This is a genomic window from Methylomonas koyamae (genome assembly GCF_001644025.1).
Lineage (GTDB): Bacteria > Pseudomonadota > Gammaproteobacteria > Methylococcales > Methylomonadaceae > Methylomonas > Methylomonas koyamae_A.
In genome coordinates, this window is sequence record NZ_LUUK01000187.1 from 1 (window position 1) to 20,565 (window position 20,565).

Genomic DNA, 20,565 nt, shown 5'->3' on the forward strand with positions numbered 1-20,565 from the left:
ATGAGCGCCGGGGGTATTTATTAACCCGGCCCTATTTATCACTGGTATCCGTTCGGGCTGATCTTGTCGGGCGAAGCCCTACAGCGTGCTCGTCGACAGGCTCAGGGCAAACGGTATTTAAAGGCCGGGTTAGTAATACAGCAACACCCAATCGCCCGGTAAATGCGCGGCTTGCGCGTTGAGAGTGGCTTGCAAGGCGTCGACGATGGCTTGCGGGTCGCCGAGGTTGAACACGCCGCTGACGATGCGTCCGCCCAGTTCGCCGCTGACCGCGACGATGCGGCCCGCGCGGTAGCGGTTGACTTCGGCCAACACCTCGCTCAACGGCTGCTGCTGGAATACAACTTGGCGGCGGCGCCAGGCTAGGCTGTCGTCGTTGGTCAGGCGTTGCGGGGCTTGCAAGCGGCCTTGCTTGAATTCGATGCGCTGCATCGCGCGCACCGCTTGCGCGGCAACGCCGTCGCCGACTTCCACGGTGCCTTCGGCGACGGTCACGGCCAAGTCCGCGCCGGACTTTTTCACGCCATAGGCGGTGCCGACCGCGCGGGCTTCGGCATGGCCGCCGTCCACGATAAAGGGTTTGGCCGGGTCGGGCGCCACTTCGAAAAACGCTTCGCCGCGCAGCAAAACCACGCGCCGTTCGCGGGCGCCGAACCGGATCGCCAGCGCGGTGTCGGTATTCAACGTGATTCGCGAGCCGTCCGCCAGCGTCACATTGGTTTGCTGTCCGGGGCCGGTGCGGTAGTCGCTGCGCCAATCCTGAATCCGCGCCGGCAACAGCCAGGCCATCATGAGCAGCGCCGCGCTCGCGCCGGCCAGATAGCGGCGGAATGGGATTGCGGCTCTCGGGGGCGGCGATGGGGCAGGGCGGGATTCCGCTTGCAGGCGTTCGGCCACCCGTTCCGCCGGCAATTGCAGCAAACTCCACAATTGGCGGGTGCGCTCGTAGGCCTGCGCATGGCGTTGATCCGCCGCATACCAGGCCTGAAATCGGCGGCGCTCGTCGTCGCTGGCGTCGGCGTCTTGCAGGCGGGCGAACCAGGCATCGGCTTGGTCGGCGATCGATCGCGGGTGTTGGTCGGACATGCGCTGGGCGGCTCGGAAATGACGGTAACGAAATAATGCCAGTTTTACTCGGCAAGCGGAAACGGACGGCGGCAGCTCACAACCAATCCATGCGTTCCTTTAATAATTTGATCGCTTTGTACATGTGAGCTTCGACCGTGCGCGGCGAAATGTTTAGTTCGTCGGCGATTTCGGCGTAGCTCTTGCCGTCGACCCGACAGGCTAGAAACACGGTCCGGCATTGTTGCGGCAGCGCGTAGATAAAGCGTTCCATCCTGGCCAGTTGCTGTTGCGCGGCGACGGCGGAATCCGGTTGCGGCGCCCGGCATGCGATCGAGTCTTCGACGGGTCCGTAGTCGCGGGCTTCGGAGCGGGCCAGGCCGCGCAAATAATCCAGAGCCAGATTATTGGCTATCCGGAACAAAAACGCCCGCAAATCCAGAATTTCTTCACCGCCGCGGTATCTGGCGATACGCAAATAGGTTTCCTGAGTCAAGTCGTCCGCCGCGATCGGACAACTGACTTTGCGGGCCAAGAATTGGCGGATTTCGCTTTGGTGGCGTAAAAACGCGTCCAGCAATAGGGGTTCGCTAACCGTGGACATGCAGTTCGAATCGGCAATGGAATGGTCGCTTTCAGCAAATTACAGGCCACTTTTTGTGGTCGGCGAGCGCCAGATAGAGCCTGTACCCGGAGATCAGCTGGAGCGTTACAAACAAAAAAGTGCGGCATATGACGTATCGAGTGCGTGATATGCCGTATTTTTTTATTTAGGATCGGGCATCCGGCCGACCAAACCGGACCGGCCAAAAAACTCGGTTAGCCCGGTAACCACGGGTTATCGTGGGCCGAGGGATTGACGTCGGCATCGAAGCGGGTGAGTGGCTTGGCTTTTGCTATATTATCCGCCTGGTTTCTCCGATCTTCTCGCCGACCATGACTATCAAAAGCCTTTTCGAGCAATTGTTTCACAGTCATTCCAAGGAATTGGTGTACTTCGCCGGTCAGCGCGCCGCCGAGGTGGCGGAAGATGTGGTGCAGGAGTCGTTTCTAAGATTGATGCAGCATCCCGAGCCGCAAACCATCGAAAATCATCGCGCGTATCTTTACAAATTGACCGGCAATGCGCTGATCGATTACCAGCGCAAGCTCGCGGTCCGCGAACGTTACCACGGCGAAGTCGAGGACTTGGATAGCCTGCCGGCGGATGCGCCGGGTCCGGATGTCAGCCTGCACCACCAACAAATTCTGCAGGGCGTCATGCGCGCGTTGGACGACCTGCCGCCGCTGCAACGCAGCATCTTCCTGTTGCATCGCGTCGACGGACTGACCTACCTGCAAATCGGCAAACTGCTCAGGATGTCGCGCAGCAACGTCGAACGCCAATTTTACGCGGCGCTGGAACACTGCTTCGCGGCCGCGTTGGCCGGCAAACGCTGAATTCTTAGGTTGTGCCGTCATGAGCCTCGCCAGTCTGACCGAATCTCAACGCCAAGCTCTGCAATGGTTGTCGCGCTTGCGCGGCGACGCGGACGAAACCGAACGCCGGCAATTCGAAGATTGGCTCGGCGGTTCGCCGGAACATGCCGAGGCTTACCAACAAGTTCAACAATTCTGGCAACAGCTCGGCGATTTACCGGAGGTGGCCGGCAAGCAGCTGGACGCCGCGCGTGGCTTCGTTCGCCATAGCCAGTTGGCCCGCCGACGGCGCAATGCCGCTTTGATCGCCGTCGGGTTCGCCGTCGCGTTGGGTTTTCAGTACCCGGAACCCTTACAAAAATTGGCGGCGGCTCGTTACCAAACCGACATTGGCCAGCGCCGGACCCTGGCCTTGGCCGATGGCGGCCGCATCGAACTGAATACCGCGACGCGATTGCGGATCGACCGTTTCGGCGCGCGCACGGTCTGGCTCGAGCAGGGCGAAGCCTGGTTCAGCGTCGCTCACGATGCCGAGCACCCTTTCGAAGTGCGGGTGGGCGCCGGGCGTATCCGCGACGTCGGCACGCAATTCAACGTCGCGATCGATGGCGAGAACACGACGGTCGCGGTGGTCGAAGGCGAAGTGGCGTTGAGCGTGCCCGGTAAGCCGGCGCTGGCGCTGACGGCCGGTCTGCAAGCCGGTTTTAGCGCCGACGGAAATCTGCGGGCGCCCAGTGTCGCCGACGCCGCCAGCGGCGCCTGGCGCGACGGTACGCTGATCTTCAAACGCCAACCCTTGCCGGAAGTGTTGCGCCAACTGTCGCGCTATCACGCGGTCCAATTCAAGCTGACGGACAGCCAATTGCAAACCGTGACAGTTAGCGGCCGCTTTTCCACGTCCGATTTGAACGAGAGTTTAAGCACCTTGCAAAACGGTTTGGCGGCGCGGATTGTCAGGGAAGGGGATGGCACGATCCTAATCAGCGCCAAGCAATGACGGACCAGGGCCGTCGCTAACCGAACCAGTCTAGTGCTTCGCTTCGCGGCGGCCCTGGTATCATGAGGGATTTAACCGCTCAGGAGCCGCGCATGAATCCCTTGTTCGATCCCATCCGTATCGGCGACATTGAATTGCCCAACCGCATCGTGATGGCGCCGCTGACCCGCTGCCGCGCCAGCGCCGGCCGCGTGCCGAATGCGCTGATGGCGGACTATTACGCTCAACGAGCGAGTGCCGGCCTAATCATCAGCGAAGCCACTTGCGTTAGCCCGCAAGGCGTCGGCTACCCGGATACGCCGGGCATCTGGTCGCCGGAACAAATCGACGGCTGGCGCGGCGTGACCGACGCGGTACACGCCGCCGGCGGGTGCATGTTGTTGCAACTGTGGCATGTCGGCCGGATTTCCGATCCGTATTATCTGGACGGCGCATTGCCGGTCGCGCCCAGCGCGATTGCCGCGCCAGGTCACGTCAGCCTGCTACGGCCGATGCGCGATTACGTGACGCCGCGGGCCTTGGCGTTGGACGAAATTCCCGCAATTATCGAAGCGTTTCGCCAAGGCGCGGCCAATGCCGAACTGGCCGGTTTCGACGGCGTCGAAATTCACGCCGCCAACGGTTATTTGCTCGATCAATTCCTGCAAGACAGCACCAATCGCCGCGAAGATGCCTACGGCGGACCGGTGGAAAACCGCGCTCGTTTGCTGCTGGAAGTGGCCGACGCGGCGATTTTGGTGTGGGGCGCCGGCCGGGTTGGCGTGCATCTGTCGCCGCGTTGCGACATGCACGGCATGGGGGGCGACGCCAACCCGCTGGCGACCTTCGCTTACGTCGCCGAACAATTGGGCCAACGCAAACTTGCCTTCATTTTCACCCGCGAAGCGCAAGGTCCCGACGCGATCAGTCCGGCGTTGAAACGCCGTTTCGGCGGCGCGTTGATCGCCAACGAAAACTTCACGGCCGAAAGCGCGGTACAAGTCATCGCCGATGGCGATGCCGACGCGGTGTCGTTCGGCAAACACTTCATCGCCAATCCGGACCTACCGCGCCGCATAGCACTCGGCGCGCCGTTGACCCCGTTCGACGCCGCGACCTTCTATCTGTACGGCGACGAAGGTCCGAGCAAGGGCTATACGGATTATCCGGTGTTGGCCGCCGACTGACGGGACGCGATATTGTCGATCGCTTTAAGGCGACTCGCCGCCGCCGGCCGCATATACCAACGCGGCGGCCGATTTCAGCAAATCGGCCCGGCTGTCGATTTCGGTGTAGCGGGCTCGGGCCAGATCCTTTTGCGCGGACAGCAGCTCGATGACGGTGGAAAAGCCGTGCCGGTAGGATTCCTGGGTCGCCGCGTAGGATTCCTCGGCGGCGCGTAGCAGAGCTAGCGCGAATTCGCGTTTTTCCAACGCGGTTTTGGTGTCGGCGTAGGTTTGCCAGATATGGCGCATGATCTCCAGACGCAAGCTGTCGATCTGCGCTTCGCCAGCCCGGCGTTTGGCTTCGGCCTCGTCCACCGCGCCGCGGCGTTCGAAGCCGTCGAACAAATTCCATTCCAGATTCAGCATCGCGCTGCCGACCAGATTGTCCGACGAATAATGCCGCCGGCTTGGCGGATCGGTCTGCACGTCGCCCCAATACTGATTGCCGATGCTGCCTTTCAACGACAGCTTGGGCCAATACTCGGCGCGGGCTTTTCTCACCTCCGCTTCGCGGGCGCGCAGTTCGGCCAGCTTGGCCTGCAAATCCGGGCGCTGCTCCAGGGCCTGGTCGACGATTTTTTCCACCGACGGCGCCAGGGTGTCGGGCAACGGCACCTGACTCAGATCGATCAGAGACAGTTCGACCGACGGCGACAAACCGGCGCTGGTGGTCAGGGCCGCTCTGGTCTGAGTCACGGCGCCGCGCGCATCCTGCCAATCGTAATTGGCCTTGGCTTGTTCCTGCAGGGCCAGCAGCAAATCGGGCCGCGTCGCGAAGCCTTGCGACAGTTTGGCATTGACCGCATCGGCGTTGGCCTTGGCGGCGGTAAATGTTTGCTCCGCCGCCGCGACTTTGGCGATTGCCGCCTGATAGGCGAAGAAACTGTCGGCGACGCGGTAGGCGATCTCCTGGTGTTTGCGGCCGAAGCCGAATTGAGCCGCTTCGAAGCGCTCCAGACTGGCTTCGTCCAAGGCCTCGCGGCGGCCGAAGTCGAACAGCGTCCAGGCCAATTCGGCGCCGCCGAAAGTCCCGACGCCGGTGCTGACCAGCGTGCTTTGCGGAATCGGGATGCTGGTCTTGAAATATTGGCCGAAGGCCAACGCGGTCAGTTTCGGGTACCAGCTGGCGGCTTCCCGTTCGACTCTGGCGGCTGCGGTTTTGGCGTCTTCCCAGCTGAGCCGGGTTTCCGGATGGTTTTGCAGCGCCATGTCGATTAGAGCCGGCAGATCGTAACGTTGCCGCACATTCGGCGCGGCGGATGGGCTGGGCGCCTTCTCCACGGACGGCAGCGGATGGCTAACACGGTATTCGGACCAGCGCACCACCGGCGATTGTTGCGGTTCGCCGGCGTCGGGGTGCCGGTGCGCGACGGGCGGCGTACAGGCTGTGCTTATCGACAACAGCAGCGGCAGGCAGCATTTAAATCGCAATGGGCGGCCGGGACTAAAATCGGCGGGCCGAACGCGCGGTACAGGCGGAAACGCGGAAACTGACTGAGTCAAAAAATTCGCCACCATTAGAAGGAAATGCTTATATAGTAACGGAAGCGCCACTGCGAATGTGGCAACAAATTGCCAACGAATATTGAACAATATCGTTGTATCAAACCGATTGTAGCGCTTTACAATAACGATGTTTGAAATCGTATCGGTGGTTGCGCCGGGCACGGCTAACAGCCTATCGGGGGTTTTACAACAGCCGCGTTCGCGATAGTCCGTTTTTTCCATAACGCCAACGTTTCGCATTGAGGGCCGTCATGACTCCGTTTCGTTTGTTTAGATCATTCCCGCTGGCGTATTCGGCGCCGCTATTGCTGGCCGGCTGCGATCCGATGTTGAGCCTGCACGGTTCGTTTTGGCCGGCCTGGATCATCTGCATTTTGACCGGTTTGGCCGCCAGCGTGGCGTTGATGTGGCAATTGGCGCGTGTCGGCTTGGCGCCGCATCTGGGACCGCCGTTGTTGATCGCTCCCAGCCTGTGGGCATTATGCACCTTCGTGATTTGGTTGTTGTTTTACGCAAGTTGAGGTCCGGCATGACAAACGACCCTAAACTCGACTATCGGCGCCGGGTGCGCATCGGCCGCATTCTCGGCATGGCGATCGTGTTGGCGGCGGTTACGACCGGCGCTTGGGTATGGCAAATCAATTTCCGCCATCCGCGTACCAACGACGCGATGATCCGCGCCGACATCGTCGGCATCGCGCCCGAAGTCTCCGGCCGCATCGTGCGACTGCACGTGCGCGACAATCAGTTCGTACGCAAGGGCGAGTTGCTCTACGTCATAGATCCCAGACCTTATCAAGCCAAACTGGATCGCGCCAAGGCCGAACTGATGTTGGCGGAACAAGAGGTCGAATCGCTGCGGGCGTCGAAAAGTTCCGCCGTCAGCGCGGTCGCGCGCCTGGAACATCAGCACGCGGCCGCGCTGGCCGAAATCAAACGCATCGCGGCCGACGACGACTATCTGGAACAGTACCTCGAGCAACTGGAGCCGCTGGCGGCAAAGCAATACGTGACCGGCGATCAACTTCGGCAGGCACGCGCCCGTTACTCGGCCTCCCGGGCGGCGTTGGCCGATGCGAAGGCCAAGGCGCTGTCGGTCGGGAGTGCGGTCTCCGAAGCGGAGAGCGATAGCCGGCGCGCGCAATCCCTGATCGCTCAGGTCGGCGATGTCAACGCTCGCGTCGAAGCGGCCCGCGCCACCGTGACCGCCGCCGAGCTGGAGCTGGAATATTGCGAAGTCCGCGCGCCGTTCGACGCCTACGTGACCAATTTGAATACCCGCGAAGGCGAATATGCCAAGGCCGGCGGCCAGTTGTTCGCGCTGGTCGACGACCGCCATTGGTACGCCGTCGCCAATTACAAGGAAACCTATTTGCAATCGATACGCCCCGGCCAGGAAGCGGACGTGTTTCTGGTCGGCTATCCCGGCAAGCGCTTTCGCGGCGTGGTGACCGGCATCGCTTGGGCCAATGCGCCGGACAATGTCAAACAGCAAGGCGGATTGCCGGAGGTACAACGTACGCTGAACTGGGTGGTGCTGGCGTCGCGTTTTCCGGTCAGAATCGAAATCCTCGACCGCGATCCGGAGCGTCCGCTGCGCATGGGGATGACCGCCTTCGTCACGGTACTGGATCGCACCTTGCCGATTCCGGACGATAGCGCCGCATCGGCGGACGGCGATCGGCAACATGATTGATTCGAACCGCCGCGCCCGGCGGGAACGCCACGGCCGGTTTTGGTTCGGCACCGGTCTGGCCGAATTCCTGGCCGCCGAGCTGAAGGACTCCCCGGAGCGGCGGATTGCCGCGGCGCGGCTGTTCGCGGTGTCGTTGATTATCGCGACGGTCAGCCAAAGCCTGCACGTGCCGCCGCTGGGCGCGCTATCGCTGTTGGTTTGCCTGAGCTACGACGCTTACGCCAACGCCGGCCAATCGCTGGCATTCGGCTTGCGCCAGTTGTTTTATCTGTTCGTGACGGTACTGATCTCGGTGTTGGCGTTGATGTTGGCCGGCAACGATCCTTGGCTGATGTTGAGCCTGTCGTTCGCGATCATGGCGCTGGCCTTGTTTCACGCCCGACTCATCGCCTGGCCGACCGGCATCGCGCTGTGGTATTCGATTCCGGTGTTGTACAGTCCGACCACGCCCGACGAAAACCTATATCACGCACTCTGGAACATTCCGGTGATCGGCGTGCTCGGCTTGGGTAGTTGGACGCTGGTCCATCTCAGTATCGCGCCGCGCGACCCGCGCACTTTGCTGATTGCCGGCATCGCCGATCAACTGAAAGCGGCGGAGACGATATTTCTCGGCCGCTTGTCCGACAGCGAAGCCCGCCGACCACGCCGCGCTTCGGTCAAACCGTCATCGATCGGTCTGTTCGGCAAATTGCAAACCTTGTTGGCCAACAGCGAATTGCTGCATGTGTCGATACGGCGCCGGCATGCGGCGTATCTGGAGTTGCTGCAGGAAATCGACGGTTTGCGTCAAATCGCGCTGTGGCTGGAGCAATCGCTGACCGAAGATTATCGCGCTCAGCCGCTGACAGCGGAAAAGCGAGCCGTCTACGCGGCCTTACAGCAAGCTTGCGCGATCTTGAGACAGGGTTTCACCAACCGGCAAGACCTCAGCGACGCCGTGGCCGCGTTATTGGACGACGAGGTATTGCGGCGTTACGCAGGGACTGGTCAACCGACGGTGCTAACCGCATTTTGGCAAGCCTTGCAACGCATTGCCGCGCTGATGAAACGTTTGCATCAGCCGGCGACGGACTCGGACCCGGCCGAAACGGAAACCGAGCCGCAAACCGTCTATCCGGCCTGGCTGGGCTACGAATTTTGGCAGCGACACGCCGACAGTCTGCAATTCGGCATCAAGTTTTCGTTGGGCGCCATCCTTTGCATGCTGATCGTGCAAAGCCTAGATTGGCCGGACATCAACACCGCGATACCGACTTGCCTGGTGGCCGCGCAGACCAGTCTTGGCGCCGATTACCGGCTGTCGCTGCTCAGGGTCGGCGGCGCCGCGTTAGGCGGAGCGTGCGCCTATGTGTACGTGTGGGTGTTTCAGTCGCAGTTCGATTCCATCATCGGCTTCATGCTGGCGACCGCGCCGTTTTGGGCTTTGTCTGCCTGGATCACCGCCGGCAGCGAGCGCATCGCCTACCTCGGCCGCCAGTTGGGTTTTTCGTTTGCGTTGTTCGTACTGCACGACTTCGGCGCGGTCGAAGATCTATTTTTGCCGCGCGACCGCGTCATCGGTATTTTGCTGGGTCTGACGGTGATGGGCGCGCTCGATTATGCGTTGTGGCCGCGCCGGTCCGCGGCGTTGGCGCGTCACCATTGCATCGCCGCGTTGCGTACGCTGGCCAAACTGACGGTGCGACTGCCGGATCCCGGCCATCTGATGAGCTATACGCTGCCGCTGCGGCTGGCGGCGGAAAAGGATTTGGCCGCGGCGCAAGATTTGCTAGCACATGCGGTGCTGGAACCGGATGCCCGCCAAGCCGGCAAGATGCGCGAACGCGGCGTATTGCGCGCGATCATTCGGGACGCGAGCAATCTGTCGGCATTGCTTCTGGTCCGCAAGCGCTATCGTTTGCTGAGCGGCCAGCAATTCGACCGTTTTCCCGAGGCTTTGCAACGCCACAGTCGAGACTTCGACGCCGAGCTCGCCAAGACCCTGGCCCACACCGCCGACGTCGTTGCCGGCGAAAAAGCCGTCGATTTATACGACGCCGATGCGATTGGCCAATTACTGCGGCAGAGTTACATCCGGTATCACGATATCGGCAGCCTGCCGGCCGACCTGGCGATGGAATGGGAATTGCGCTTCTTGCTGGACGAGCAAATCTTGAACTATTTGGAGCGCTTGCAAATTGCCGCGTCGAAATCCTTCCCCGAAACGTCACCCGGTTTTACGAACCGTTAATCCATGTCCGGCGTTTATCTCGGTCTGCCTTGTTGAGGCTATTTCGGTAAATTGCGACCTTTGGTTCCGAAACAAAATAAATTGAGGTGTTTGCCCACGCTAAAACGCTCTTATCGGTGACTCATTCATTTTTCAGGAGAACTGATGAATCCGCTACGAGATTTGCTGGCCGCCGCGCCGTTGGCCGTTTGCCTGGCTTCCGCGCAGGCCGAGGAACAAACCTTCCACTTCAACATTCCGGTCCAGCCGTTGCCGGCGGCGTTGGACGCGCTGGCGGCCCAGACCGGCATCAAACCGTTTTATTCCGACCAGGTCGTCTCCGGCAAAACCGGCCATGCGGTATCCGGCAATCTGACCGCCGCGCAGGCTTTGCAGCAACTGTTGTCGGGTACCGGCTTGAGTTTCAAATTCAACGGCGATCATGCGGTGGCGATTACCCAACCGGATGCCAATTCCGCCGCGACCTTGGCGGCGGTGACGGTGGTTGCCAAGGCGAACGCCGAGCTGTTCGATCCCAACAACGCCAACTACAATCGCGCGTTCGCGTCGGCGTCGACAAAAACCGATACGCCGTTAATGGATACGCCGATGACGGTGCAGGTCGTGCCCCGGCAGGTCTTGAGCGATCAGCAGGCCATCCGCCTGGAAGACGCGGTCAAAAACGTCAGCGGCGTGCAGCCGGTATGGACATCGGGCGGGCAAGGCCAGGACTTCGTGATTCGCGGCTTCGGCACCAACTATTCCCGATTTCGCAACGGTCAACGTATATCCAACTTTAATGCCGACTTGGCCAACATCGAACAAGTGGAAGTCTTGAAAGGTCCGGCGGCGATGTTGTTCGGCCGGGTGCAGCCGGGCGGCATGGTCAACGTCGTCACCAAAAAGCCGCTAAGCGAAGCGCATTATTCGCTGCAACAACAATTCGGCAGTTACGATTTATACCGCACCGTCGCGGAGGCCACCGGACCGCTGAACGACGATAAGAGCTTGGCTTACCGCCTGGATTTCGGTTACACCGACCGAAACTCCTTTCGCGATTTCGTCAGCCAAACTCAAGTATTCGTGGCGCCGTCGTTGCATTGGCAAGCCAGCGATGCGACCGAATTCAATCTGAGCCTGGAATATATGGATCGTAACTTGCCTTACGATACCGGTATTCCGGCCGTCGGTACGCGAGTGGCCAACGTACCGATCAATACCAACTACGGTCAGCCCGGCGGTCAGTTCAATCAGGATCCGTCCGATAGCACGCTGTTGGATTTCAATTGGTCGCACGCATTCAACGATCATTGGACCTTCAAGAACGGTTTCGTCGCCAACTGGACCACCCAGCATTACCGCGAATTGCTGGTCGCTGTATTTCAGCCTTTGTTGGCAACCGACAGCAATCCGCAGGTCGTTCGTCGCGGCTCGCAATTCGAAGATCGCACCGAGGAATCCTATAACGCGTTTTTTAATTTAAACGGCAAATTCGCGACCGGTCCGGTCAACCACAACGTTTTGGTGGGCGGGGATTACTTTTACGACGAGGTGCGCCAATCCGGCTTCTTCGGTTTCAATGCCGTCAACGCGCCGGCCAACAGTCCTTATCATTTTCCCGCCGATTTCGGCGGCGGCAATTTCGCCTTTACCCGGGTCAACCTTTACAACCCGGTTTACGCGAATTTGGATTACAACGCCTACGAATTTCAACGCATCAACCATCCCAACGATTTCTCGATCAACCAAACCTCCTGGTACGGCCTTTACTTCCAAGATCATCTGGCATTTTTCGACGGCAAATTGCAAATTCTGGGCGGCGGCCGCTACGACTGGGCCCACCAGGCTACGGGCGCCTCAACTTCTTATCAAAACTCCGCCGATCAGAACGACAACTACAACGGCTACATTCCCAGTTTCGGCAACGTCAATCTCGCGGCCCAAAGCGAGGGGTTTTTTAGCCCCCGAGTCGGTATTCTGTACCGCCCATGGAATTGGCTGTCACTGTACGGCAACCGAGTGGAGGGATTCGGGACGAACAACGGCCGCTCCGAGAGCGGACAACCGTTGAAACCCGAAACCGCCGAACAGTATGAAGCCGGCTTGAAAGGCGAATGGTTTAAAGGCGATTTGACCGCTAATCTGGCCTATTTTCATATCGATAAACAAAATGTGGCAACCCTGGTTCGGGAAGGCATTTCCGAGACCATCGGCGCCGCGCGCAGCCAAGGTATCGAAATGGACGTCGCCGGGCAATTGGGCGGCGGCTTTAGCCTGATCGCCAGCTATGCGTTCACCGACGCCCGTATCACCCAGGACGGCGCGTTGTCCGGCAACATCGGCCACCGCTTGCCCAACGTCGCCGAACACTCCGGTAGCACCTGGCTGAAATACGCCTTTCAACATCAGGCCTTGTCCGGTTTACAACTTGGAATCGGCGCCTATCTGGCCGGTAAGCGGGAAGGCGACAATGCCAATAGTTACCAGTTGCCCGGCTACGTGCGGGTCGATACCTCGGTCGGATACAGTTTGCACTTGGGTGCCAGCAAACTCACCACCCAATTGAACGTTTACAATATTTTCGATAAGCGCTATTTCGTGGCGGGCGAACCCTATAACGCCAATCGCGCCTGGAATATGCCCGGCGATCCGTTGACGGTGATTGGGTCGATGAAGTTGGAGTTTTAAACCGGATAGACGGCACGGCAGGGCGGTTGGTTTGCGTGGTGTTTGGTCGCGCTAAGGCCGACGATGTCAAACTCGGCTTGGTGATCGTCAGTCACTATCGACAGTCCGGGGCGTTGCTATTTTTGCGAAAGATTTTTCTGCAATCCCGTGCCGGAAAAATCGGCAAAAATGAAGCGCCCGCCAACGCCCACAGTGCCCCCCCGATTCGTCCGCGTCGCTACGAAAACCCGCCGGGCGCTATGCCTGTCGGGACTAAAAATCTTATATGGCTCCCTTTCTAAGTCCGCACCTAACTGAGGGTCCCTAGCTTTAGTCCGTGCAATTAAATCAGTCAGTCGCGACATTGCTCGCTTTCACTTTCCATATCAATTGGCGTTAATGCCTTGTCAATTTGAGGGATACAAATTCAAGTCGGGAATGAATTTGAAGTCCTTGGTATTCAGGGTGTAAAGCGTCACATCATGGCTAAGCGCGGTCGCTGCAATCAGCATATCCGGGACCGACGCTTTATGGCTGAGCGAATAGTGCCGCATCAAGTCGATAAACAAGCTGGAAATGGCTGGATTCAGGCCGTAGCAATGGCACAGCCCAAGATGGCGTTCGATTTTGACCAGTTCTTGTTTATCTCTAGCGCCGTAAAACAGTTCAGCTTTGGTGATGACGCTGACCGCGATATTGGCCGATCCTATGGTTCTGAGGGTTTCGATGATCTCCGAATTGCCTTTGTAAAATTCAATCAGAATATTGGTATCACACAGAATCATCCGCGCCGATCCGGCCAGGCTTTGGCACGAATGGCCGCTTGGTTGATTTCTCGATCTTCCCAAATGCCGGCACAGTTAAAGAAATCGTCGCCGGATGCCGGTTGCGCGATGGCTTCTATTTCCTTGATCACGTCCTCATGCTCGATGACTTCGCCACGATCCGCAGCGGCTATGCCCTGGGTGATTTTCTCAATTCTCCATGCGTGAGCTTTCAGATATTCGCGCAAGGCTTGGTTGACCAAATAATTGCGAGAACGGTCCAATGCCCCGGCCATGCTATCAAGTTGATGCACAATGTCTGATTCGGTTCTAACGGTAAATGCTTCTGTGGCCATGGCTACGCTCTGGTTATTTGTGATTCGCGTGAAATCATAATGGAGATTGATCACGTGAGGGTAGAGTTTAAATCGGGAATAACCGATATTTTCAGGCGTTAACGGTTGGAGGGTCACGCTTATTAAGCGTACTCCGGCGAAAGCCGGAATCGCTGCCGCGCCAACGTATATCTACCATCCGCAACCCTTTACCGGCAACTTGGTGCTGCTACCGTTGAGTTCCGGCCGCTATCATCAGGAATGGAACGGCGTTTATTTCCAGGACCAAACTGTGTTCTGGGACAAGCTGCATTTATTGGGTGGCGGCCGCTCTATGACTGGGCGGATTATGGCATCGGCAGTTCCGGCGGTTTTATGCCGCCGCCGAGGCCGCCATGAACACAAATCCCATCTCGGTCGGAAAATTCAGTCCTCGGGCCGCGTATCGCGCCTGGAATATGCCCGGCGATCCGTTGACGGTGATCGGATCGATGAAATTGGAGTTTTAACTGAATAGACGGCGCCGCAACTGATCGATAAGCCGGGGACAGTGGTTTGCGTGGTCGCGCTAAGGCCGATCGCTTTGCGGCGATCGGCCGTGATTATTGATAACGCAGCGCCGGAGTATTTGTTATAAAGGCGATTTTTGTCCCCGCATCAGTGATGGCCCGAAAACAAAATTGGCTGGAACGCTTGTTCAGACTGCACCGGCAGGAGTTGCTGGGATTTGCCGGGCAGCGCTTGGACGATGCCGCCGAAGACCTGGTGCAGGATGCGTATCTGCGCTTGTTGGAACACCACGCGCCGGATGCGATCTTGAACCCGCGGGCTTATTTGTATCGGGTAACCGCCAATGCGGCGGTGGATTTGCGCCGCAAGCGGCAAGTACGCGAACTGTACGACGGCGAAATCGAAGATTTCGATCAAATCAGCAGTCCGGTAGCAACGCCTGAAGCCATATCGGCCGATCAACAAACCCTGCGCTTGTGCATGCAGGTGTTGCAGGAATTGCCGGAAATCCAACGGCATATTTTTCTGTTGCACCGCATCGAAGGCTACAGCCATCGGGAAATCGCCGAAACCCTGAATCTGCCGCGACGCACGGTCGAGCGGCATTGCGCGAAAGCATTGGAACTATTCCTGACGGCAGTGGACGCCGCCGATTGGGATAGGGATTGATCGCGTGGCCGCCCGAATGCCCATGAACTCGACGAATAGCGACGATCGAGACGCCCGGATACGCAGGGAAGCGTCGGCCTGGCTAGCGCGCCTGAATTCCGGCGACTGCTCCACCGACGATCGTGCCGGCTTCGAGGCCTGGTTGGCCATGGATACTCGCCACGCGGACGCCTTTCGCCGCGCGGAGCGTTTATGGCGCGAGTTGGCCGGTCTGGGCGAATTGGCGCGGCCGCAACTTAAGCAGGCCCAAGCAGTTTACCGGCGCGCTCGCCGCAAGCGACGTTGGCCAATGGCCGGTTTGGCCGCCGCCGCATTGCTGGCCGGCGTATTGATCGTCAATCCGCCGATCTGGCAGTGGCTGACCGCCGAGCGCTTTACGACAGGCAAGGGCGAACGGGAAACCGTGACGTTGAGTGACGGTTCCAGCATCGAATTGAATACCGACACGGCGATTCGGGTCAATTACTCGGCGCGGGCCCGCCGGGTCTGGCTGGAGCGGGGAGAGGCCTGGTTTAGCGTGGCCCACAATAACTTAACCCGGTTCGAGGTTCGCGTCGGCGAGGGGTGGATAGAGGATATCGGCACCCAATTCAATGTGCGCCGGGATCCGGCGAACGTCGATGTCGCTGTTCAAGAGGGCGAAGTCGCGGTTAAGGTTGCCACGAACCCCGAGGTGCTGCATTTGACCGCCGGTCAGCAAACCAACTTTGATCGACAAGGGCATGCCGCGCCGGTGCGGGCCGGCGATCTAGCAGCCATTGCCGCGTGGCGGGGCGGGGTGCTGGTTTTGAAAAATCTGACCCTGGCGGACGTGGCGCGGGAGCTGGAGCGCTATCATGCGGTGTCGATTGAAATCGCCGACGCTGACTTGCGGCAATTGTCGGTCAGCGGCCGCTTTCCGACCGACAATCTGCCACTGGCCCTGAATACCATCGCCACCGCATTGCCGGTCAGGATCGCGCATTTGGACGGTAACCGAATCGGCATTCTGGCCAGGCGATAAATTTCGGCACGGGAGTGTTTAAACGGCCGGGCGCTGATTGTCAAATCGGCGAATGTGGCGGTGTTTTATTTTTGAAACGGTCTTATCGAACGGAACCCAAACCACGATAAGGAGAACCGATGTCAAAAATGCCGCTGTATATTTTCGTTGCCCCGTTGCTGCTGGCCTCCAGCGCCGCGCGGGCGGAAGACCAGACTTTCGCGATCAATATTCCCGCCCAACCGCTGGCCCGCGCGTTGGATGCTTTATCGCGGCAGACCAGCGTGCAACCGTTTTACGCCGATGGCGCGGTGGCCGGCAAAACCGCGCCGGCGGTTAACGGCCGCTTCAGTGTGGCGCAGGCCTTACAGCAGTTGTTGGCCGGTAGCGGTCTAGTGTTCAGTTTTACCGCAGCCAACACCGTCGCGATCAAGCCGGCGGGGGCGGCGGTGGACCATGTCGAGACGCTGGGCGCGGTGACAGTGACCGCTCAAACGGCTTACTTGGCCGATGATCCCTACAATCCTAGCTATCATCGCACCAACGCCAGTACCGCGACCCGCACCGATACGCCGTTGATGGACACGCCGACTTCGATACAAGTCGTGCCGCAACAAGTCTTGAAGGATCAGCAAGCGATTACATTGGCCGACGGCTTGCGCAACGTCAGCGGCGTGCAAATCAGCCCGTCGCCGACTTACGAAAACTTTACCGTGCGCGGCTTCGACATGAACGGCGCGACCTACCGTAACGGCATTCGCGAAGCCTCCTGGGCGGCGGAAACCGCCAATGTCGAGCGTTTGGAAGTGCTGAAAGGTCCCGGCGCGATGCTGTACGGTCGGATCGAGCCGGGCGGGATGATCAATCGGGTTTTAAAAAAGCCGCTGCTCACGCCGTACTACTCGCTGCAGCAACAGTTCGGCTCGTTCGATAATTATCGGACCACGTTGGATGCCACCGGCGCGTTGAACCAGGATAAAACCTTCGCCTACCGCTTCAATCTGGCCTACCAGGACACCAAATCCTTTCGCGACTTGTTTTACCGCGACCGTATCTTCATCGCCCCGCAATTTACCTGGAAGGTCAGCGATCGGACCGAGGTCAATTTCGGTATGGAATATCAACGCGACGACTTTCGCTGGGACGACGGGCTTCCGGTGCTGAATGGAGCGACTCGACCGGCCAATTTGCCGATCAACACCGCGTTGAGCGACCAGTCCGCGCACGCCAATCAGGAGCGCAATGTGGCCGACCTGAACTGGTCGCATGCTTTTAACGACGATTGGAAAATCAGTCAGCAATTTTCGGCCTTTCTCGGCAGCCGGATTCAATACGACATTTTTCCGTACGGCATTCATGCCAACCAGCGCACCGTCGATCGCTACAATTGGGACAACAATGTCAAAAGTTCGCAAACCTATTCGTTCAATACCAATCTGTTGGGCCATCTGAATACCTGGGGCGTCAAACATACCTTGTTGGTGGGTCACGACTATTACGCGTACACCGACGAAAGCCAGAATCGCTGCTGCGCCAGCGTCGATAGTATCGACATCTATAACCCGCAGCCCTTTACCGGCAACTTGGCGCTGCTACCGTTGAATTACGGGCATTACCATCGGGAATGGAACGGCGTGTATTTTCAGGATCAAATGGTGTTCTGGGACAGGCTGCATTTATTGGGCGGCGGCCGCTATGACTGGGCCGACTACGGCGTCGGCAGCTCCGGCAGTTCCTATGCCGCCGCCGAGGCCGCCATGAACGCAAACCATGTGTCGGCCGGAAAATTCAGTCCGCGGGTCGGCGTGTTGTATCGGGCCTTTCCGTGGCTGTCCTTGTACGGCAACTACACCGAATCGCTGGGTACCAATAATTCCTACAGCGCCCGCAATACGGACGGCACGCCGTTAAAGCCGCAAGAAGCCAGACAATTCGAAGGCGGCATCAAGACCGAACTGTTCGATCAAAAATTGACCGCCAGTCTGGCTTATTTCGATATCGTCAAAACCAATTTGGCCACCGGCAATCCCGATCCAACGTTGGCTTTACTTGGCTATACGACCACGGTGGGCGCGGCACGCAGTCGGGGCGTTGAGTTCGACTTGGCCGGGGAGCTATCCGAGAATTGGAGTTTGATCGCCAATTACACCTATTTGGATACCCGCATTACTAAGTTTACCGAGCAGGACGTCTACGGTGGCGTCAGCCTGCTGGGCAAGCGTTTTCCCAACGCACCGCGCCATTCGGCTAATGTCTGGTTGAAATACGAATTCACCGATCCGGCCTTCGCCGGCCTCAGTTTGGGCAGCGGTATCCGCGTGACCAGCCAGCGCCAGGGCGATCCGCAAAACAGCTATCAATTGCCGGGCTATGCGACCTGGGACGCTTCGGCGGCTTACAAATTCAAGGTGGGGCCGACTCGGATGACCGCGCAACTCAACGCTTATAATCTGTTGGATAAGCGCTATTTCACCGGGGCGGATACCTTCGACGCCAGCCAGCGCTACTATGGCAATATGCCCGGCGCGCCGATCAGTTTTATCGGTTCTATCAAGGTCGAGTACTAGATCTATACCCGATGCAAAGCTAGCGGTCGAAAACGCCGGCGCTATCGGGGATAATGGGCGGTTTGAGATTCGGGTGCTACCCGGCCTGGCGGACGGCGTCGAGTCTGGCCGGGTGCGGCGACACTGAGTCTCGGTTTGCAAACAACTCAACCCGATAGGTCGGCCCATGCATACACCCTCTAAACTGCTGTTGGAAAACCGCGCCTGGTCGCAGGACATGGTCGCCAAGGATCCCGGTTATTTCATCGAGTTGGCCAAGGAACAGCGCCCGGATTTTTTATGGATCGGTTGTTCCGATAGTCGGGTGCCGGCCGAAACAGTGGTCAATGCTCAGCCCGGCGAAATCTTCGTGCATCGCAACATCGCCAATCAGGTGATTACCACCGATTTCAATTGCCTGAGTGTCTTGCAATATGCCATCGCGGTTTTGAAGGTAAAACATATCGTCGTTTGCGGCCATTACGGTTGCGGCGGCGTCAAGGCGGCGATGCAGCCGCAACGCGGCGATCTGACGATTACCAATAAGTGGTTGATGCACATCAAGGATGTTTATCGGCTGCATCAGGACGAGCTCGCTTATTTGAGCGAAGACAAAAAAGTCGATCGGATGATAGAGCTGAATATCCTGGAGCAGGTACACCGTTTGTCGCATACCTCCATCGTGCAGACGGCCTGGAAACACGGCCACCAGCCGACCTTGCACGGTTGGGTGTACGGATTGAACGACGGGATCATCGAGCAATTGATAGAGCTGGATCATACCGCCGAGATTCCGCCGATCTATCGTTACGGCGCCTAAGCGGACCCGGCGGGTCCGCGGTTAACTCTCCAGCCGGTAGCCCTTGTCCCGAAACAGCCGAAGCGCGGCGTCGGCGACCTGCGGGTCGAACATGATCCCCCGCTTACTTTCGATTTCCGCCAAAGCGGTGTCTATGCCCAAACCAGGCCGGTAAGGGCGATGGGAGGCCATCGCTTCGATGACGTCGGCAACCGCTATGATCCTGGCCTCCAGGTGAATTTCCTCGCCCTTTAAGCCTTGCGGGTAGCCGGAACCGTCCAGCCGTTCATGGTGTTGACCGACAAACTCGGCGATCGGCCACGGGAAATCGATGGCTTTCAGGATGTCGTAGCCGTCCTGGGCATGCAATTTGATCAGCGAGAATTCCAGTTCGGTCAGCCGGCCCGGCTTGCACAGAATTTCCGCCGGAATCTTGACCTTGCCGACATCGTGGACGACAGCGGCCAGATGCATGCCTTCGATGCGATTATCCGGCAGGCCCATTTCTCGGGCAATTTCGGTGGCTACCTGGGCGACCCGGCGCTGGTGACCCGCGGTATACGGATCGCGCATCTCGACGGTAGCGGCGATTGCGGTGATGGATTCCAGTAAATTGGCCCTCAACTTCAATTCGCTGCGTTTCAGCGACTGGGTACGCTCCTCGACCATGTCGCCCAAATGGTGGCGCAGCCGGTTGAGTTCCAGGTGGGTGTGGACGCGGGCCAGCAGCTCCTCGCGCTGGAACGGTTTGGTCACGTAATCGACCGCGCCTAATTCGAAGCCGCGCAGTTTTTCCTGGGTGTCGGACATTGCACTGACGAAAATGACCGGCACGTCGCTGGAACCGGGAATTTGCTTAAGCCTTCTGCAGACTTCGAAGCCGTCCATGCCCGGCATGCTGACATCAAGCAAGGCCAGTTCCGGTGCCTGGATCTCGGCGGCGTGCAGCGCCAGTTCGCCGCTGATCGCCGAGCGTACTTCGTAGCCCTCGGCCTTGAGCACGTCGGTCAGCAGCCTGAGCGAGGCCGGCGTATCGTCCACCGCCAAGATCAGGCCTTTGGACGAAGTCGAACCGGATTGTTCATCAATCATTGGGTTTTCCCTGGTCAAGGCGGGCCTCCTCCGGTTGCGCGGCGGCTACTTGGATTAGCGCGGCCGATGGGTTGGGGTACTCGAATTCCTCCGCCGGCAGC

General features: G+C 59.0%; 17 protein-coding genes. 11 read left to right on the top strand and 6 right to left on the bottom strand.

The window, feature by feature from the left end:
- Positions 1–129: 129 nt before the first annotated feature.
- Together A1355_RS17055 and A1355_RS17060 are read right to left on the bottom strand one after the other, a co-directional pair.
- Positions 130–1,086: a FecR family protein gene (locus tag A1355_RS17055; RefSeq protein WP_064030385.1), complete on the bottom strand. Its 957-nt coding sequence runs from the start codon at positions 1,084–1,086 to the stop codon at positions 130–132.
- Between the two features lie 76 nt (positions 1,087–1,162).
- Complete coding sequence (locus tag A1355_RS17060; protein WP_064030387.1) at positions 1,163–1,669, bottom strand: RNA polymerase sigma factor; 507 nt, start codon at positions 1,667–1,669, stop codon at positions 1,163–1,165.
- Positions 1,670–2,001: 332 nt separating this feature from the next.
- Between A1355_RS17060 and A1355_RS17065 the strand changes: the two genes are divergently transcribed.
- The 3 genes from A1355_RS17065 to A1355_RS17075 all read left to right on the top strand — a co-directional run bounded on the left by A1355_RS17065 (position 2,002) and on the right by A1355_RS17075 (position 4,647).
- Positions 2,002–2,505, top strand: a complete 504-nt coding sequence (locus A1355_RS17065) for an RNA polymerase sigma factor (RefSeq protein ID WP_064030389.1) — start codon at positions 2,002–2,004, stop codon at positions 2,503–2,505.
- A gap of 19 nt (positions 2,506–2,524) precedes the next feature.
- A complete protein-coding gene (locus tag A1355_RS17070) occupies positions 2,525–3,481 on the top strand; it encodes a FecR family protein (protein ID WP_064030391.1) in 957 nt (318 codons plus the stop codon).
- 92 nt (positions 3,482–3,573) lie between these two features.
- On the top strand, positions 3,574–4,647 hold the full coding sequence (locus tag A1355_RS17075; protein WP_064030393.1) for an alkene reductase: 1,074 nt from the start codon (positions 3,574–3,576) through the stop codon (positions 4,645–4,647).
- A gap of 24 nt (positions 4,648–4,671) precedes the next feature.
- On the opposite strand, the gene A1355_RS17080 is transcribed toward A1355_RS17075, so the two are convergent.
- Complete coding sequence (locus A1355_RS17080) at positions 4,672–6,087, bottom strand: TolC family protein (RefSeq protein ID WP_231883709.1); 1,416 nt, start codon at positions 6,085–6,087, stop codon at positions 4,672–4,674.
- Between the two features lie 356 nt (positions 6,088–6,443).
- Here A1355_RS17080 and A1355_RS17085 point away from each other — a divergent pair, with 356 nt between their 5' ends.
- From A1355_RS17085 to A1355_RS17100, 4 genes are all read left to right on the top strand, one after another.
- A complete protein-coding gene (locus A1355_RS17085) occupies positions 6,444–6,713 on the top strand; it encodes a YtcA family lipoprotein (RefSeq protein WP_064030395.1) in 270 nt (89 codons plus the stop codon).
- A gap of 8 nt (positions 6,714–6,721) precedes the next feature.
- Positions 6,722–7,888 (top strand): HlyD family efflux transporter periplasmic adaptor subunit, encoded by a 1,167-nt coding sequence (locus A1355_RS17090; RefSeq protein ID WP_064030398.1) that lies wholly within the window; start codon positions 6,722–6,724, stop codon positions 7,886–7,888.
- Positions 7,881–10,121: an FUSC family protein gene (locus tag A1355_RS17095; protein WP_064030400.1), complete on the top strand. Its 2,241-nt coding sequence runs from the start codon at positions 7,881–7,883 to the stop codon at positions 10,119–10,121. The genes A1355_RS17090 and A1355_RS17095 overlap by 8 nt, the downstream gene beginning before the upstream one ends.
- Positions 10,122–10,265: 144 nt before the next feature.
- Complete coding sequence (locus A1355_RS17100; RefSeq protein WP_064030402.1) at positions 10,266–12,788, top strand: TonB-dependent siderophore receptor; 2,523 nt, start codon at positions 10,266–10,268, stop codon at positions 12,786–12,788.
- A gap of 386 nt (positions 12,789–13,174) precedes the next feature.
- On the opposite strand, the gene A1355_RS17110 is transcribed toward A1355_RS17100, so the two are convergent.
- Both A1355_RS17110 and A1355_RS17115 read right to left on the bottom strand, forming a co-directional pair.
- A complete protein-coding gene (locus A1355_RS17110) occupies positions 13,175–13,552 on the bottom strand; it encodes a type II toxin-antitoxin system VapC family toxin (protein ID WP_064030405.1) in 378 nt (125 codons plus the stop codon).
- The gene (locus A1355_RS17115) at positions 13,549–13,887 is read right to left on the bottom strand and encodes a CopG family ribbon-helix-helix protein (RefSeq protein ID WP_082885611.1); all 339 of its coding nucleotides are present in this window, start codon (positions 13,885–13,887) and stop codon (positions 13,549–13,551) included. Before A1355_RS17115 ends, A1355_RS17110 begins: the two co-directional genes overlap by 4 nt.
- A 642-nt stretch (positions 13,888–14,529) precedes the next feature.
- Between A1355_RS17115 and A1355_RS17120 the strand changes: the two genes are divergently transcribed.
- The 4 genes from A1355_RS17120 to can all read left to right on the top strand — a co-directional run bounded on the left by A1355_RS17120 (position 14,530) and on the right by can (position 19,393).
- The gene (locus tag A1355_RS17120) at positions 14,530–15,045 is read left to right on the top strand and encodes an RNA polymerase sigma factor (protein WP_064030407.1); all 516 of its coding nucleotides are present in this window, start codon (positions 14,530–14,532) and stop codon (positions 15,043–15,045) included.
- Positions 15,046–15,067: 22 nt separating this feature from the next.
- On the top strand, positions 15,068–16,048 hold the full coding sequence (locus A1355_RS17125; RefSeq protein WP_064030409.1) for a FecR family protein: 981 nt from the start codon (positions 15,068–15,070) through the stop codon (positions 16,046–16,048).
- Positions 16,049–16,167: 119 nt separating this feature from the next.
- On the top strand, positions 16,168–18,594 hold the full coding sequence (locus tag A1355_RS17130) for a TonB-dependent siderophore receptor (protein WP_064030411.1): 2,427 nt from the start codon (positions 16,168–16,170) through the stop codon (positions 18,592–18,594).
- Positions 18,595–18,760: 166 nt separating this feature from the next.
- Positions 18,761–19,393, top strand: a complete 633-nt coding sequence (gene can, locus A1355_RS17135) for a carbonate dehydratase (RefSeq protein WP_064030413.1) — start codon at positions 18,761–18,763, stop codon at positions 19,391–19,393.
- A 21-nt stretch (positions 19,394–19,414) separates the two neighbouring features.
- On the opposite strand, the gene A1355_RS17140 is transcribed toward can, so the two are convergent.
- Positions 19,415–20,464 carry an HD-GYP domain-containing protein gene (locus tag A1355_RS17140; protein WP_064030416.1) on the bottom strand — a complete coding sequence of 350 codons (1,050 nt, stop codon included), beginning with the start codon at positions 20,462–20,464 and terminating at the stop codon, positions 19,415–19,417.
- Positions 20,465–20,565: the final 101 nt, after the last annotated feature.

Coding starts and splice junctions, on each gene's coding strand:
- A1355_RS17055 (WP_064030385.1), bottom strand. CDS start 1,086: ATGTCCGACCAACACCCGCGATCGATCGCCGACCAAGCCGATGCCTGG.
- A1355_RS17060 (WP_064030387.1), bottom strand. CDS start 1,669: ATGTCCACGGTTAGCGAACCCCTATTGCTGGACGCGTTTTTACGCCAC.
- A1355_RS17065 (WP_064030389.1), top strand. CDS start 2,002: ATGACTATCAAAAGCCTTTTCGAGCAATTGTTTCACAGTCATTCCAAG.
- A1355_RS17070 (WP_064030391.1), top strand. CDS start 2,525: ATGAGCCTCGCCAGTCTGACCGAATCTCAACGCCAAGCTCTGCAATGG.
- A1355_RS17075 (WP_064030393.1), top strand. CDS start 3,574: ATGAATCCCTTGTTCGATCCCATCCGTATCGGCGACATTGAATTGCCC.
- A1355_RS17085 (WP_064030395.1), top strand. CDS start 6,444: ATGACTCCGTTTCGTTTGTTTAGATCATTCCCGCTGGCGTATTCGGCG.
- A1355_RS17090 (WP_064030398.1), top strand. CDS start 6,722: ATGACAAACGACCCTAAACTCGACTATCGGCGCCGGGTGCGCATCGGC.
- A1355_RS17095 (WP_064030400.1), top strand. CDS start 7,881: ATGATTGATTCGAACCGCCGCGCCCGGCGGGAACGCCACGGCCGGTTT.
- A1355_RS17100 (WP_064030402.1), top strand. CDS start 10,266: ATGAATCCGCTACGAGATTTGCTGGCCGCCGCGCCGTTGGCCGTTTGC.
- A1355_RS17110 (WP_064030405.1), bottom strand. CDS start 13,552: ATGATTCTGTGTGATACCAATATTCTGATTGAATTTTACAAAGGCAAT.
- A1355_RS17115 (WP_082885611.1), bottom strand. CDS start 13,887: ATGGCCACAGAAGCATTTACCGTTAGAACCGAATCAGACATTGTGCAT.
- A1355_RS17120 (WP_064030407.1), top strand. CDS start 14,530: ATGGCCCGAAAACAAAATTGGCTGGAACGCTTGTTCAGACTGCACCGG.
- A1355_RS17125 (WP_064030409.1), top strand. CDS start 15,068: ATGAACTCGACGAATAGCGACGATCGAGACGCCCGGATACGCAGGGAA.
- A1355_RS17130 (WP_064030411.1), top strand. CDS start 16,168: ATGTCAAAAATGCCGCTGTATATTTTCGTTGCCCCGTTGCTGCTGGCC.
- can (WP_064030413.1), top strand. CDS start 18,761: ATGCATACACCCTCTAAACTGCTGTTGGAAAACCGCGCCTGGTCGCAG.
- A1355_RS17140 (WP_064030416.1), bottom strand. CDS start 20,464: ATGATTGATGAACAATCCGGTTCGACTTCGTCCAAAGGCCTGATCTTG.